Annotated in this window: 17 protein-coding genes; 3 read left to right on the top strand and 14 right to left on the bottom strand. The window is 45.1% G+C overall.

Translation table 11 applies throughout. The features are described from left to right. Positions 1-37 precede the first annotated feature (37 nt). From ACTTKA_RS05040 to ACTTKA_RS05015, 6 genes are read right to left on the bottom strand one after another with little or no spacing between them, the layout of a single operon-like run. A complete protein-coding gene (locus tag ACTTKA_RS05040) occupies positions 38-1,174 on the bottom strand; it encodes an aldo/keto reductase (RefSeq protein ID WP_442724212.1) in 1,137 nt (378 codons plus the stop codon). A gap of 21 nt (positions 1,175-1,195) precedes the next feature. Beyond that, entirely contained in the window at positions 1,196-2,224 is a 1,029-nt protein-coding gene (locus tag ACTTKA_RS05035) for an alpha/beta hydrolase (protein WP_442724211.1), read from the bottom strand. Between the two features lie 32 nt (positions 2,225-2,256). Further along, entirely contained in the window at positions 2,257-3,270 is a 1,014-nt protein-coding gene (locus ACTTKA_RS05030) for an alpha/beta hydrolase (RefSeq protein ID WP_442724210.1), read from the bottom strand. Positions 3,271-3,306: 36 nt separating this feature from the next. Continuing rightward, positions 3,307-4,374: an alpha/beta hydrolase gene (locus ACTTKA_RS05025; protein WP_442724244.1), complete on the bottom strand. Its 1,068-nt coding sequence runs from the start codon at positions 4,372-4,374 to the stop codon at positions 3,307-3,309. 42 nt (positions 4,375-4,416) lie between these two features. Continuing rightward, positions 4,417-5,478: a carboxymuconolactone decarboxylase family protein gene (locus ACTTKA_RS05020; RefSeq protein ID WP_442724209.1), complete on the bottom strand. Its 1,062-nt coding sequence runs from the start codon at positions 5,476-5,478 to the stop codon at positions 4,417-4,419. Between the two features lie 27 nt (positions 5,479-5,505). Then, complete coding sequence (locus ACTTKA_RS05015; protein WP_442724208.1) at positions 5,506-5,979, bottom strand: nuclear transport factor 2 family protein; 474 nt, start codon at positions 5,977-5,979, stop codon at positions 5,506-5,508. A 179-nt stretch (positions 5,980-6,158) separates the two neighbouring features. On the opposite strand from ACTTKA_RS05015, the gene ACTTKA_RS05010 reads away from it, so the two are divergent. The 3 genes from ACTTKA_RS05010 (at position 6,159) to ACTTKA_RS05000 (ending at position 8,342) form a co-directional block, all read left to right on the top strand. Next, positions 6,159-7,058: a helix-turn-helix domain-containing protein gene (locus ACTTKA_RS05010; RefSeq protein ID WP_442724207.1), complete on the top strand. Its 900-nt coding sequence runs from the start codon at positions 6,159-6,161 to the stop codon at positions 7,056-7,058. 255 nt (positions 7,059-7,313) lie between these two features. Then, complete coding sequence (locus tag ACTTKA_RS05005) at positions 7,314-7,628, top strand: TRL-like family protein (RefSeq protein WP_442714362.1); 315 nt, start codon at positions 7,314-7,316, stop codon at positions 7,626-7,628. 189 nt (positions 7,629-7,817) lie between these two features. Then, a complete protein-coding gene (locus ACTTKA_RS05000; protein ID WP_442724206.1) occupies positions 7,818-8,342 on the top strand; it encodes a hypothetical protein in 525 nt (174 codons plus the stop codon). A gap of 30 nt (positions 8,343-8,372) precedes the next feature. Here the strand turns inward: ACTTKA_RS05000 and rsxA are convergent, their stop codons facing one another. The 8 genes from rsxA to ACTTKA_RS04960 form a co-directional block, all read right to left on the bottom strand. Beyond that, positions 8,373-8,945 carry an electron transport complex subunit RsxA gene (rsxA, locus tag ACTTKA_RS04995; protein ID WP_442714364.1) on the bottom strand — a complete coding sequence of 191 codons (573 nt, stop codon included), beginning with the start codon at positions 8,943-8,945 and terminating at the stop codon, positions 8,373-8,375. 17 nt (positions 8,946-8,962) lie between these two features. Then, on the bottom strand, positions 8,963-9,544 hold the full coding sequence (locus ACTTKA_RS04990; protein WP_060831526.1) for an RnfABCDGE type electron transport complex subunit E: 582 nt from the start codon (positions 9,542-9,544) through the stop codon (positions 8,963-8,965). 32 nt (positions 9,545-9,576) lie between these two features. Continuing rightward, positions 9,577-10,200, bottom strand: coding sequence for an RnfABCDGE type electron transport complex subunit G (locus tag ACTTKA_RS04985; protein WP_014225885.1), 624 nt, complete (start codon positions 10,198-10,200; stop codon positions 9,577-9,579). Between the two features lie 2 nt (positions 10,201-10,202). Next, entirely contained in the window at positions 10,203-11,159 is a 957-nt protein-coding gene (locus ACTTKA_RS04980) for an RnfABCDGE type electron transport complex subunit D (protein ID WP_442724205.1), read from the bottom strand. Between the two features lie 42 nt (positions 11,160-11,201). After that, complete coding sequence (gene rsxC, locus ACTTKA_RS04975; RefSeq protein ID WP_014225883.1) at positions 11,202-12,530, bottom strand: electron transport complex subunit RsxC; 1,329 nt, start codon at positions 12,528-12,530, stop codon at positions 11,202-11,204. Between the two features lie 9 nt (positions 12,531-12,539). Continuing rightward, positions 12,540-13,448, bottom strand: a complete 909-nt coding sequence (locus ACTTKA_RS04970) for a Fe-S cluster domain-containing protein (RefSeq protein ID WP_041590897.1) — start codon at positions 13,446-13,448, stop codon at positions 12,540-12,542. Then, positions 13,445-13,891, bottom strand: a complete 447-nt coding sequence (locus ACTTKA_RS04965) for a SoxR reducing system RseC family protein (RefSeq protein WP_442724204.1) — start codon at positions 13,889-13,891, stop codon at positions 13,445-13,447. The genes ACTTKA_RS04970 and ACTTKA_RS04965 overlap by 4 nt, the downstream gene beginning before the upstream one ends. Positions 13,892-14,057: 166 nt before the next feature. Then, entirely contained in the window at positions 14,058-15,602 is a 1,545-nt protein-coding gene (locus ACTTKA_RS04960; protein WP_442714369.1) for a DUF3078 domain-containing protein, read from the bottom strand. Positions 15,603-15,725 lie beyond the last annotated feature (123 nt).

Raw genomic sequence — 15,725 nt, 5'->3', positions numbered from 1 at the left:
CTGTTACGTTACATTAAAAATTTTTATAAAAAAAGATTTATTTACTTGCCTGCTGTGCAGATATGCCTGTATATCGCTCGCCTACGATTTGTAGCTGATTGATTTTATCGGTAAGTAGCCGTAATTCGTCCGGCGTAAATTCAAATTCGGCAGAAAGCATATTTTCGTGCAAATGAGCCAGCTTTGTTGTTCCCGGAATCGGTACGATCCAAGGTTTTTGAGCCAATAACCAAGCCAAAGCCACTTGTGCTACGGTCAGTCCCCGATGATCGCCGAACTCTTTGAGAATATCGATCACCCCCCAATTCTCGATAATGTTTTTCGGTTGATAACGAGGTAACGCAGGACGGTTATCGTTGTCGAGGTTAAATTTCGTTCGTTCGTTGATATACCCTGTAAGCAACGCACGACTTAACGGGCTATACGGAACGAAACCGATACCCAGTTCTTCACAAGTATTCAAGACTCCATTCGTTTCTACAATGCGTGTCATCAACGAATATTCGCTCTGAATGGCTGTAACAGCCTGTATCGAATGAGCTTTGCGTAAGGTTTCGGCATCGGCCTCGCTCATACCGAAATGAAGCACTTTGCCTTCACCGATCAACGCTTTTACCGTTGCGGCCACCTCCTCAATGGGGACATTGGGGTCAACCCGATGCTGATAAAGCAAATCGATATAATCCGTTTGCAGGTTTTTAAGCGATTGTTCTACTACTTCACGGATACGCTTGGGACTGGAGTCTGTTCCTTCCGAAGGCCTTCCGTTTACAAATCCGAATTTCGTGGCGATCACAACATCTTTGCGGACTGTTTTCAGTGCTTTCCCCACCAAAAGCTCGTTCGTTTGCGGACCGTATGCTTCGGCCGTATCGAAGAAATTCTGTCCCCTGTCAACCGCCTGACGAAGCAATGTTTCCATCTTTTTCGGGTCCGGAATAAAACTGCGATGATAACTCATTCCCATACACCCCAAGCCAACGGCAGAAACTTCCAGCGCATGTTTGCCGGTTCCCAAAGTCCGTTTCCGGACGTTTTCACGAAGGTTCTCTTTGACCGAAGATGGGGACTCGGCTTTTAAAGAACAGCTTGTCAAAGGAGCAGCGAATAACCCACCGGTCGCGAGCGTTCCGAGCGCAATAAATTCACGTCTGTTTAAATCTTTTGTTCTCATTTCCTTCCTATTTAATTTGTTTTACTTAAAATGTTTTCCATAAAAATCCGATAATTTTTCTACAATCTGCGCCACATATTCCGGTTTCCAATACGTTTCGATATGCGTTGCTCCTTTTACGATAAACAGTTCTTTTTGTTGCGTACCGGTAGCATTCCTGAAGACGGCTTCGGTCATATAATGCGTATCAGATTTTTCGCCCGAAATCATCAACAACGGCTGGGTAATAAGCTCTACCTGCGTATTGGCATCGAAATTTATCAGATAAAGCAGACTTTCTGTCGTATATTGAAAAGTGGAATTGGGATGAGCATGCGTATCGCCATAGTATTCCATCCCTTGACGGTATAAATCGGTCGAGATTTTAGCCAATTCTTCGCTTGTGAGCTTGGTTGCCTTGCTTCCCGTGTACTCTATTTGGCCCGTGGCGATTCGTTTGGCTCTGGCATCGGAGGCTTGTTGCAATCGCTGGTTGATCGTAGCAAGTTGCGAATCCTGAAACCCGTTCCGCCGAACCAGCCCCGAATTAAACATGCTGATGGTTGCCACAGCCCGAAAACGTTTGTCGGTCTGCACGGCTTTAATCGTATATCCTCCACCTCCGCAAATACCGAGTATTCCGATGCGGTCGACATCAACACCGGGATAAGAAGTAATAAAATCCGCCATGCCGTAAATATCCTCTATCCGGTTAGCCGGTATGTCCGTATTGCGGGGTGTTCCTCCACTTGCTCCCTGATAGGCCGCATCGGCAGTAATGGTAAGAAATCCCTGTTCGGCTAATCGCTGCGCATAAAGTCCCGCAACCTGCTCTTTTACTCCCCCGTTGGGATGAGCTACCACAATGGCAGGATATCGCTTATTTCCGTCATAGCCGGCCGGGGTATAGAGATTAGCCGATATATCTATCCCATGCTTGTTCTTATAACTGACCGGATGAATATGCACCCTTCCTTCTTCGTTTTTAGTAATTGCCCCTTGATACACCAATCCGTAAGGATTTACAGAAGCGTTTTGCGCGAATAATGTTGCACCCGTAGTTATCATCATAATGACTTGAATTATTTTATTGATTTTCATAGTTATTTATTTGATCGATGTTGTAAATGTTTTTCCCAGAATCTTAAAGCAAAATCTATCCAGCCTTGAGCGGTCGTGCCGTAGCCCATTCCGAATCCATGTCCGAGATCGGGATAAAGATGAAATTCGGTATCAATACCCAAGCTTTTAAGGGTATCCATACGCTCTCTCATCACGGCAGGGCTCGCTATGGCATCGTTCTCTCCTATTACGGCAAAAGTTGGCGGATCATTGCGGGTATAATCCGAATGTGCCGTGTATTGCATCACCACTACCGACGGACGAGGCAGATCGTCGCCCCCGTAAGCTGCCGCCCCATAGGAGCCGAGATAAGCAGCCATTCTCGCTCCGGCCGATCCTCCCCAAAGAGAATAACCATCCGTACTTATTTTTAATGTTTGTGCATGGCGAAAAATAAACGAAAGAGCCGCGGCAAGATCTTCACAGGCTACTTGTGCTCCTCCGGTACGATACTGAATGGCAAAAACATTGTAGCCTTTTCCGCTCAAATAGTCGGCATGAGGTAAGCTTTCGTGAATGGAGCCTACGTAGGAAAAACCTCCTCCCGGACAAACCACCGCAAAAGGAGCATCAGGTTTCCCTCGAAAGAAGAATATTCCTGTTTCTTTCTTAGTAGAGTCGGCTTGCTTTTGAGTATCGGTGTAAATATCGTAAAACAAATGTTCTCCCGCTTCGACTCGCAGTAGCATCCGGTTAAGAAGCGCTGCTGCACTATCGGGAACAATATTTTCGTGATAAGGCAAAAGCTTTCCAACTTGCGAAAGCGGCATATCACGGTCGTAAGTCTCGCCCTGAAGCGGAAACAGAAACCGGCCAAACGCCTTGAACGCGGAATGGTTGACTATCTCGCCAATCGTCGAACGAGAAGTAAAAGGAGCTGTCATCTTTCGATCACCTGAGTCCGACGCCTTTTTTTCGACCTTTCTGTTGTATGCCGTAAGCATTAGAGGCAAAACAAGAATCACTGTTAGCATCATCCATTTTAGTCGTCTCATATATTTCATTTTTTAGAGTTTACAATGCATTTCCTTTCAATTCAATCTGTTTTCTTCGAACCATCGGACAAGCAGGTCTACAAGATCGTTGTTATTGAGGTCGCTCATCAAGAAATGGGTGTTGCCTTTGATCCCTATTTGGGGCAATTCTACCAAGGTTGCCTTTCCGCCGTGGCGATTGACAGCTTCCACGAATTTGCGTCCCATTTGCAAGCGTACTCGCCAATTCTCACCTCCCAATTGATGGGTTACTTCTTCGGGAATATAGTCGCCAAAGTAGATAACGATAGGCTTTTTTACCAGTTTTTTGAAGTCGTCTACAGAAACAGGAATGCCTCTCGTTCCACCCGTAAGCCCTTCGATTGGTTCAGGGATTTCACCTTCCGGAAACAGATATGCGCCGGGTTCGTATGCCACAACAGCTTTTATTTGATCGCTATTTGCCGCAGCCAACCAGCCCGGAAGGCTACCGGCAGAATGAGTGACAAGAATATTCGCACCAATGCGTTCGGCCAGCAGGCCGATAGTCGCCACATCGTTTGCCGGATTTCCGGTACCGATATTGGGTGTCATGGCACGAAAGAATTGAGAGAAGGCAGCAGAATCCGTCGGGAACTGTACCCCTTCATTATAATTCGGCCATTCGCCGATGCGCCAGATATCAAACCAGAACTGCTCATTGGCTTGAGGCTTAACGGTCGTTTCGGCCGAAGTTTTTCCGGCTCGTCCACGCCCCGGCAGATCCATTACATACGACGGATATCCTTTGCGCAGCATGAGGGTGGCAAATCCCTCACGTCCATCCGGTGTAGATGTCCAAGTCATTCCCGATCCTCCGTAGCCGTGTACATAAATAATAGAATGGCTTCGAGCGTTTGCCGGTATTTGATAATCAACGTAAGCATGATCGACGTGCATGGTTTGCCCTGCTTCGTTCGGCGTAAAAAATCCGGTAAAAGTCTTTCCGTCGTAAATGCCTTCGCGCTTGATGTGCTGTCCGCCGACGGTAAAACTCCCCTGCCTTTCAATTACCAAATGATGCTCATCGGAGATTGTATGCTTGTTCGTACAGCTTATAAGCGTCGCTCCGGCGAATATTGTCATGATGATTTTCGATTTCATGTTATTCTTGTATGATAAGGATGATTACCTTTTTCCTTCGGAATTGGCTTTGTCGAACTGCTCATCTGTTACGGCTTCGTACCAGTCCACACCTTTCTCGCCGACATAATTGGTGATGCCGATATGCGTCATCGGGCTGTGTGCCGACGCCCCGTGCCAATGTCTTACGCGAGCAGGAATATTCACGATTTCTCCTTTACGGATACGTTGTGCGGGCTTGCCTTCTTCTTGATATAATCCTTCTCCGGCGGTTACGATAAGCACCTGTCCACGAGGATGAGTATGCCAATGCGTTCGGGCATTTCGCTCGAAATAGACGCTTCCCATGGCAAAATTGTTGGTTGTATCGCGCGCCAGCAACGGTGTGAGATAGGCATCGCCCGTAAACCGCGTATCAGGCAACTTTTGTTCACCTTTGGAGTGAATCGGATCAATTCCTTTTATTGCGGACGCCATCTCGATGATCTCAGCAAGTTGGCGATCTGTCCAACCGGTATTTTTGCCTAACTTCAAATGTCCCTTTAGCTGAGCTTCCGTTCCGTTGAGAGTTGCCAGCGCAGATAGGGTTACCAGTTCGCGGGTCTTGTAGTCAAGCACATCGCTGTCGAACACATCGGCAAAAAGATGCTCTTTTAAAAACCGATCGATACGCGGAGCAAACTCACCATACCCTTTAGCCGGTTTGGGCTGAGGTACACCCGACAATTTTTCGAGTGTTTTTCGCCCACGTTCGTACGTGTCGCCAGTATCGACAATGGGACTCGCTTCACGTCCTTCTACATCCTTCTTCCCTTGTGTCTTCCGTTCTTCGAGTACGTTCATCAGGGTCATCAGCCCATTGAGACTGCGAGGAAAGCCGGTGTAAGCGTAAAGATGTACAAGAATCTCACGTGCTTCGCTAACGGTAAGCCCGACATCGAGGCCACGATTGAGTGCCTCTTTCAGTTCGGCAAGTTCGCCACGCGCGGTATATGCCGAAATGGTCACAATAATTTTGTCTTTATCGGTAAGCATTTCATTGTTCTGAGCATAGAGACCAAGGCCTACCATCATCCACGCCGTTCCCATAATAATTTTCCTTATCATCTTATTCCTGTTTTATATCTTACTTTTTTATTCTCCCAGCAATCTGGTGAACGACAAAGAGGCCAGTTTCCATCGGTTATCTGTGAACACATAAACTTCGGTAACCATAAAGGGATTTACCACCTCATTTCCACCAACAACGGCAGTCAGACGGATTTTGTCGAGTATAACGGCCGTCTGACCCACAAAACGAACAGTCGTTTCCTGTATTTCGGCGTGTTTATACTCTATCCTTCCGGATTTTATTACACCGATCTCCTGCTCTTTATTCATTGTTCCTCCCATGTGTACAAATACCGCATTGGCATGAAACAAATCATCCAGCGATGCGACATCTTTTTCTGCCATCCATTTCCATTTCATCTTCGAAAGAGCGATAAGTGATTCTTCCGGTTTGGATTCTTCCGGTTTCTGCTGAGCGTAAAGAGTTTGCAGCCCCATCATGATTCCCCAAATAAAGATCATAAACATTCTTGCATTTGGACTCGTCTGTGTTTTCATCTTTTTATCTCCTTTTTTAAATTATATAATTTCACGATACAAATATAGCCCGAATCATTCGTCACGTAAATAGACAAATTACGGATTCTTATACCATAATTACGGATAAAAACAATTTCTGTCGGAGTTCGAAACAAAACAACTATTTTTGTAGAGATATTTATTTAACAGAAAAATATATGCGTACGATTCTGAATTTCGACACAATCCATGAGTACAATACATTTTTGGGTATTGAGACATTTCACCCTTTAATCAGTTCGATTGACTTTTCCAAAGTCGGGAAAGAGTTTAAACATATACGTAAAAGATACGGTTTCTATTTCATCTTCCTGAAACAGATTCAATGTGGAAATCTGATATACGGACGCCATCGTTACGACTATCAGGAAGGAACGCTTGTGTTTATCGGTCCGGGGCAAGTTGCAGGGAAAGACGATACCGGCGAAGTTTTTCGGATGCAAGGCTGGGGACTGTGTTTCCATCCGGATTTGTTACGCGGAACAGCTCTGGGACAAAAGATGAAAAACTATTCTTTCTTTTCCTATCAGTCAAACGAATCGCTGCACATGTCAGAACGGGAAAAACAAACCATCATCAACTGTTTTCAGGAAATTGAAGGAGAGTTGAACCATTCGATTGATAAGCATAGCAAATCGATTATTGTGGCACATCTTGAAGTGGTGCTCAATCATTGCTTACGCTTTTATGACCGTCAATTCATTACTCGTGAAGAAGTAAATAAAGGGATATTATTCCGTTTCGAAGAAGAGATCAACCTGTATTTCGATTCGAATAAAGCACAAACGATCGGCTTACCTTCCGTCCAATATTTTGCAGACAGAGTGCATCTATCTGCCAATTATTTTGGCGATTTAATCAAGAAAGAAACAGGAAAGACGGCACAAGAATATGTCCAGTTAAAGCTCATTAACAGGGCAAAGGATTTATTGCATCATCCCGACAAGTCGATTAACGAGATTGCATACGAATTGGGATTTAAATACCCCCATCATTTCAGCCGTATGTTTAAAAAGATAGCCGGTTTATCACCAACCGATTACAGGGGTGCAAATTAATATCGAAATGCATGTATAAAGTATTCAGTTAACCATCTTAACATATAGTATGACAGAATACCCAATTCCTCTTTTCCATGTAAAAAAATCAGATATTTTTTTTAAAACATCTATAACGTTATTACAAATATTATTTGTACTTTTACCGTCTCAAAAGACTACTCCCATAAGTCTTTTATTTATTTAACAAACAAATTATTAACATTTTATCTGATGGGAGACGGGTAAAATTGTAACATTAAAAACTTATTTACAATGAAAAAAGTGTTTATGTTAGTAGCAGCAGTAGGCTGTTTAGGATTAAGCAGTTGCGGTATTACGCGCGCACCGGTGATGGGTGGAATTTACACCGATGTAACAAGCGGTACAGCTGTAACAAGTAATTCATTAGCTACCAAAGTAGGAAAAGCATCGGCAAGCAGTATCCTGAATATTTTCGCTACTGGTGATGCCAGCTTCCAAACTGCAGCTAAGAACGGTGGAATCAAAAAAATTACCCACGTAGACGAGCACAACAAGACAATTCTGGGTATCATCACCACTCACGAAATCATTGTTTACGGCGAATAATTTTCGTCTGAACGAGAAAGAACAAGGATGTGTCAGGACTTTTGTTCTGACACATCTTTTTGGAATATATAAGAAGGGGCAACAACAGAAGAAATTGTTTGAAAAACACAACTTTGAATTCTGATAACATTGTATGCCCGTCAGAGATATATCTTCCTGTTTTTTTACAAATAAATTTATTTATACACAATGAAATTTGTAATGTTATCGATTCTACTGATGGGAGCCGTCAGTCTATCTGCACAAAAATTACATACACATTATTCTTTCCTGCCTCAGGAAGGTGGCAATCTGTATTTTATTATGCCTCAAAAAGGCTTTCAGACGCAAGACAAAAAAGCGAAGAAAAGCTTCGTATATGACATTGCTTATCTTTATTCGCAGGATTCAGCTACCATCAATTACACCTACTTTCATCTCAACACTTTTGTAACAGATTCATTTTATGTATCGGACGAATCAGGAAAAGCTCTGTATGCTTCCCATAGTGATTTGTTATACACGCACCCGAAAGGAAAATACTGGATTCATCGCGGAACGGTCAAAGTTCCGTATCAGGTGTTGAAGAGTTTCTACCAATCTCCGTCACCGATACGGATCACGATCATTGCACAGGATGGCCAACGCGTCACCTATACGATGCCTTCCTCGAAATGGGCCAAACATTGCGTGCTAATGCAAAACATCTTTACGATAGCAGACTTAAACCGATAAAATTACAAACCTTTGGTTTGGCTTTGGGAATTACGCAATTCCGGAGAAGCCCATAAAAGCCATAGCCAACAGACCTGCGGTAATCAGTGCAATGGGAACGCCTTTCATGGCAGCCGGCACATTCGTACGGTCGAGCTGCTCGCGTATACCGGCAAAAATAACGAGAGCAAGCGCAAAGCCGATAGCCGTAGCAACGGCATATACGATAGACTGAGCGAGGTTATATTCTTTCTGTATGACGAGGATCGCCACACCAAGAATAGCACAGTTCGTGGTGATCAGTGGCAGAAATACCCCCAATGCCTGATAGAGCGAAGGAGATACCTTTTTTAGAATGATCTCAACCATCTGCACCAACGAGGCGATAATCAGAATAAAAACAATTGTTTGCAGATAGGCAAGGCCGAATGCATCCAATATATATTTCTGAATCAAAAAAGTCACGATCGTCGCGATCGTCATGACAAACGTGACAGCCATGCCCATGCCCAAAGCCGTATCGACTTTTTTAGATACCCCTAAAAACGGACAGATTCCGAGGAACTGTGACAACACGACGTTGTTCACGAAAATCGCTGCAATAAAAATAAGAATATATTCCATAATATCGTTTTGATGCGTTATTTTTTGAACCGATTGACTAATGCGATCAGATATCCCAAAGCAATAAATGCGCCGGGTGCAAGCACAAAGAGCAACGCTCCGTATTGCTCAGGAAAGACAGACAAGGCAAACATCTTGCCCGTACCGAGTAACTCGCGGCAAATCCCAAGCAATGTCAAGGCAATCGTAAATCCCAATCCGATCCCGATCCCGTCAAAACCGGAAGAGAGGATTCCGTTCTTCGAGGCGAAGGATTCGGCACGACCAAGCACAATGCAATTCACTACAATAAGCGGGATAAATAATCCGAGACTCTTATACAAATCAGGCAAAAAAGCCTGCATGCACATCTGCAAAATCGTCACGAACGATGCGATGACCACAATATAAGCAGGTATACGTACCTCATCGGGGATTAACTTTTTGATTGCCGAGATAACGATATTCGAGCAGATCAGCACAAAGGTTGTTGCCAAGCCCATACTCATGCCGTTGACGGCCGATGAGGTGGTCGCCAATGTTGGACACATTCCCAACAACAGAACGAATGTCGGATTTTCCGCGATGATACCATTCTTTATGATTTTCAAATATTTCATTGTTCGTTATATTTGATATTTAACATACTGCATTATTCTTCCGACTCTTTCGATGTAGCTCCGCTCGTTCCGTCTGCTTCATGACCGTTATATGCAGCATATGCACGAGCTACGGCTTCGAGAAAAGCGCGTGACGAAATCGTTGCCGCCGTAATCGCGTCTACATCGCCTCCATCTTTTGATACGGTGAGGGCAGCCCCCTTCATGTCACGTCCGATAATGTTCTGTTTGTTCTTTTCTACACGGAACCATTCCTCCATTTTCGAACCCAGTCCCGGGGTTTCGTTATGTTCGAGGATCGAATAATTGACAAGCTTATGCTCGGCATCAAACCCGACCATGATGCGAATCATCCCGCCAAAACCGTTCTTGGTATAACTCTCAATGGCCGCACCGACCGACTCTCCGCCTTTCTTAGCAGGATAAACAACAAGCGAATCGCCTTCGGCCAGTCCGACTTTGAATTGTTCTTCCGCCGGATGATTATCGAATTCCGGCGCTACTTTTTTAATCGCCGCCTGCAATGCCGCAGCATTCGATTCGGCAATCTTCTCTTTCGTAAATGTATTGGCTGCCGACAAAGCGAGGCCTGCCACAAGACAGATACACGTCAGTGACAACACAATCGTAAGGAATGTTGATTTCAGTTTTTCCATGCTTATTTACCTCCGAAATGTTTGGGTTTGAAGTATGTATTAATCAGTGGTGTTAACCCATTCATAATCAGAATGGAGAAAGACATCCCCTCGGGATAGGCGCCGAAGATGCGGATCAGAACAGTCAACACGCCGATACCGATACCGTAAACAACCGTTCCTTTTTTTGCCATCGGTGAAGTGACATAATCGGTAGCCATAAACACAGACCCGAGCATCAATCCCCCTGAAGTAAGATGAATCAGTGGATTGTTCACCGGTGTAGGGTTAAAAATATACAAGATTCCGGTGAAAACGGCTACTGTTACAAGAATCGTCACCGGAATATGCCATGTGATGATCTTTCGAAACAGCATATAAGCGAACCCAATAAGCAATGCAATTTCACTCATCTCACCAAGGCTTCCGCCGGTCAGTCCGATGGCAGCCATCCCCGCATCGGCAAAATCTTTACTGTAATGAATCAGTGACAAGGTCGTAGCGCCTGTTTGAGCATCCGTATACGTCATCGGCAATATATCGGCAACAGGCCATGTGGTCATTTGCGCCGGAAACGAGATCAGAAGAAACACACGGCCTACCAATGCAGGATTGAAGATATTGTTACCCAATCCTCCGAACGACATTTTACCGACGCCGATTGCGAACAACGCCCCCAGAATAACGATCCATACAGGCAAGTTCGACGGCAGGTTGAACGCCAGCAATACACCTGTCAGAATGGCTGAGCCATCACCGACTGTCGGTTCTTTTTTATACAAGTATTTCTGAATAAGATACTCGGCAAGCACACACGACACGACAGACACGAGCGTTACAATCAAGGCTCCCAAACCAAAGCAATAGAGCGAGACGAGAAAAGCCGGCACAAGAGCAATCAGTACGCCGTACATATTCTTGCCTATCGAATCGCCGCTGTGAACATGAGGCGACGGAGAAACGATCAATGTTGAGTTCATTTATATTTATCTTATTAATTTATACAATATTCGATCGAAAGGCTATTTCTTTCTCGACCGCATGATTCCCATCACGGTCGTCTTACCCATACGGATATAATCGAGCAGCGGACGATAAGCCGGACAGGTATAACTGCATGATCCACATTCGATACAGTCGACCACATAGTTTTCTTCCGCCTCGTCCCACGCCTTGTGAAGGGTTAGATTCATCAGCAGGTTAGGAGCCAATCCCATCGGGCAAACATTGATACACTTGGCACAACGTATGCAGTCTCGCATCGGCTTTCGTACCGACTCGGCTTTCGTCATCAAAAGCACGCCGGAACTCCCTTTCATCACAGGAGTATCAGCACTGATCATCGTACGTCCCATCATCGGACCGCCGCCGATAATCTTGCCGGTATCTTCGGGCATGCCGCCGGCCGCTTCAATCAGCGTACTGATCGGCGTACCGATACGCGCGAGGAAATTGGATGGTCGGGCAACGCTCTTTCCCGTAACCGTGATAACCCTTTCGATCAGCGGTTTATTCTTTTGAACGGCTTCGTACACGGCATAAACCGTTCCTACGTTCTGTACCACAGCACCTACGGAAATCGGTAATGCTCCGCTCTTAACCTGACGGCGTATCACCGCATCGATAAGCTGTTTCTCTCCCCCTTGCGGATATTTCATTTTCAACGGCATTATCTCAATTCCGTTTTGTGATTCAGCCAGTTGTTTCAGTAAACGAATAGCATCGGGCTTATTACTTTCGATGCCGATTACCGCACGGCGAACTTCAATGGCTTTCATCAGAATGCTCGTCCCAATGATAATCTGTTCGCCTTTTTCGAGCATCAGGGCATGGTCGGAGGTCAAATACGGCTCACACTCCACCGCATTGATGATCAGCAACTCGGCCTTACTTCCCGGAGGTGGCGAGAGCTTGATCTGCGTGGGGAATGTAGCCCCGCCCATACCGACAATGCCGGCCTCGGCAATCTTGCCGACAATCTCTTTGGCCGAGAGTGTACACTCTCTAACAATCGTCTCATCGCAATCGATACCCTGCTCCCACTCGTCGCCTTCGACATTGATATAAACGGCAGGCTTAGGCAAACCTGCTCCATCGATCATCGTATCGACTTTCGTCACCGTCCCCGAAACGGATGAATGAACGTTGGCCGAGACAAAACCCGATGCTTTTCCGATCAATGTGCCGACCTTCACTTTGTCGCCTTTGGCAACAACGGCTTCTGCCGGAGCGCCGATATGCTGCCCCAACGGTATAACCACCGTGGCCGTCGGTGCAATCGTTTCTATCGGACGTCCTGCCGACAGTTTGTTTCCTGATGGGTGAATCCCTCCAATTCGAAAGGTGTACATATAGAATCGTTAATTGTTAGTTGTCAATGATGTTTCCGGAACGATCACCTCGGGTTGAGGAACCGGTTTAGGCTCCGGAGCGGCCGTTTCTTTCTCTTTTTCCTTACGCGGCGGGAAATTGAGCTCATGAATCGCACCTGTCGGACAGACAGCCACACATTTGCGACACAAGCGGCATTTCGTGTCGTCGATATAAGCTAAGTTATTCGTAACCGTAATCGCCTCGAACGGACACTCTTTTTTACATTTTGAACAGCCGATGCAAGCATTCGTACAAGCTTTCCGTGCCACCCCACCTTTGTCTTTATTCATACAAGACACGAAGATACGCCGTGATTTCGGACCTTTCTTGCGCAATTCGATGATATGCTTCGGACATGCTTTCACACAAGCTCCACATGCCACACATTTATCTTCGACGACTTCGGGAAGAAGGGTCTCCGGATTGATGTGGATAGCATCGAAATCGCAAGCATCAACACAATCACCCAATCCTAAACATCCGAAAGAACATCCTGTTTCACCACTGTATAGCGCGGCAGCGATCGCACAGCTCCGGGCACCGTCGTATGTATTTGTACGCGGACGGGCTTCGCACGTACCGTTGCATCGCACGACAGCTATTTGAGGCACGCTTTCACCCGCTTCCTTCCCCATAATGGCAGCCACCTGCTTCATTACATCCGCTCCTCCGACCGGGCAAAACAGCCCCTCGAGCGACTCGGCCTTAAAGCAGGCATTGGCAAACCCACCACATCCCGGGAAACCGCATCCGCCACAGTTGGCTCCCGGTAATGCATTTTGTATCTGTCCGATGCGCGGATCTTCGTGCACCTCGAACTTTTTTGATACCGCGAATAAAATGAGGGCTGCAACAGCACCTACTACTCCTAATAGAATAATTGCTATATACATTATATATAATTGATTACAGGATCACCAACGGAAGCGGCTTTCGAAACCGTAAATAAAAATCGCTTATTTATCTTATTACGAAACAAATAAATCAAAATATAGTAAGGAAAAAGAAAAGCCAGCCCGGCCAATCCGCCAATGCCTTCATCACCCGTCAATCTGATACCGGCAAATACAACCGTAACAACGAGGAAAAACGGAAGCACAAAAGCCAATACGACAGCTTGCATACCCATGGACGACTGCACCGATACCACGACTTCCTCGCCCGGTTCGAACAGACTTCCGTCACCCGTCGCCTCGATAATCTTTTCGGCCTTATCCGAAGCCAGACAAGCTGACCGTGCATGACATGCGCTACATGCGCTCTGCTGCTCTATACGTACGAATACCGTATTGTTTTCGATATTCTTCACGATACCACGATGTTGAATAAATTTCACCATAAAGTCATCAGATTGCAATGTCGAGTTTGCAAATCGCGGCAAAAGTAATCAAAAAAAGATAAACATAACGCACCGAAGTGATATTTTTTGTTAAACATTACAGACGAATGGTTCGGAACCAAAACAATGCCTTTTTTACCCCAACGAGGTGAAAGATTCGTAAGATTTACCAGATATATCGCAAGCCGAAACTCAGCGTTTCGTTCGTTTGAAGATATGAATCATACCCCTTCGTTTTCGTCACGCTGTCATCGAAACGCAAATGAACATTGATCATCGTCGAAAAATAACGGCTGATAGCCATATCCAACATATTTTCAAATTCGGCTAAAACATTCTTATACGTCGTATTGTAATAAAACCGTGACTTCCAAGTAACGTTCCGATTCGGTTTCAACACCATATCCATACGCACGGTCGAACCGAATCTGTTCAACGATTTCCGATATTCCCCATCGCTATCTTTTTGAAAACCATGTATACCACGGTTGATACCGTCATCTACACTTGCCATATACGTATACGATATAGGAGCGACATTGACTGCCAACTTCAGCGAACGGCCTTTTTTCGCGTATTTCTTGTTCAGATCATACTTCATACCCAGCCCCGTATTAACAATGTAAGGCGAGAGAAATGCCACTTGCTTTTTCATCGTATTCTTCTTGTAGTTGGTAAATAATGGAGCCTTAAATTCAAAGTCGATCGTATAATACCACTTGCTCCATGCCTGATAACCGAAGTTACTGTAGAATCGGAGCAGGTTGTCGCCAAACTTATGGTTTCGAAGCGTATCGTCCGATGCTGTATATACACTCATATCCACTTGCAACAGGTTCTTGAGTTGGAACCGGTTTCGAGCATAGTTGTATTGAAACAGATTTTTGCTCAGAATATTCAAATTGCTCGTACCGTCTTTATACCAGTTGGGAGAAATGTAGTTTTGAGAAAACTTGAGAGATGATTCAAATGATGAAGTCCAATACCGCCGGTCGGGAATAAACTTAGTGGGAGCCGTATAGTCGTCCGGACTCGTTTCTACCTTATGAACAGGAACCTGCACATCTTCTTTCTGCCAAATATGCCTTGTCTTTTCTTTCGGCAGATGTTCGGCACTGTAACGGAAATAATCGGGGTGATGACGCCGCACATAACGATAGGCATAATCTTCGATGATCCCTTTCCGCCGAAATGCTTCAAACATCCTGACAGGAACATACGGAGGTTGTGTCCATGATATCTCATTGAAATCTTTCGGTTCATAAAAACGAATTTCTTCAGGTTGAACCAGATTTTCTTTTTTAAAGAGGACAGGCATAAATAATCGGTTCACGATAATCGTATCGCGAAACGTATACCATTCCGGTATGGCATTGTGCGAGTTATCCCAATGCCTCGACCAATAGATCGCCTCGTCCGACATGAGGAGAGTACGCTTGCGAATCGCACGATGAGGAACAGTTGTCGTATCTTTTTCTGCCGTGTGCGGATTGGCAACAGTCTCCGTCACTACCGAATCGACCGGAAACTCTTTGGGCACCAGACGAGGTTTCGGTATAGGTATGGGAATCGTATCCGGTTGATTGCTTTTTTCAATCAGCCGACGAATCTTTTCATTGAAATTGAGATCTTGTGCTCTTACCGGAAGTCCCGCATATAGACACGCTGTGATGGAAATATAAAAAAACGTCCGTTTTATTGTTGTCTTCATTATGATGTATCAATTAAGCGTACAAAATTAGACAAAAAGCCGGATATCCTATGCCGGAAATATAAAAACCCAGGGCAACCGCATCAAAATAAGCTTATCTTTGGGTTATGGATATACAAGATT

This window comes from Tannerella sp. (assembly GCF_052170195.1).
Lineage (GTDB): Bacteria > Bacteroidota > Bacteroidia > Bacteroidales > Tannerellaceae > Tannerella.
This window is presented reverse-complemented; position numbering and strand designations above follow the sequence as displayed.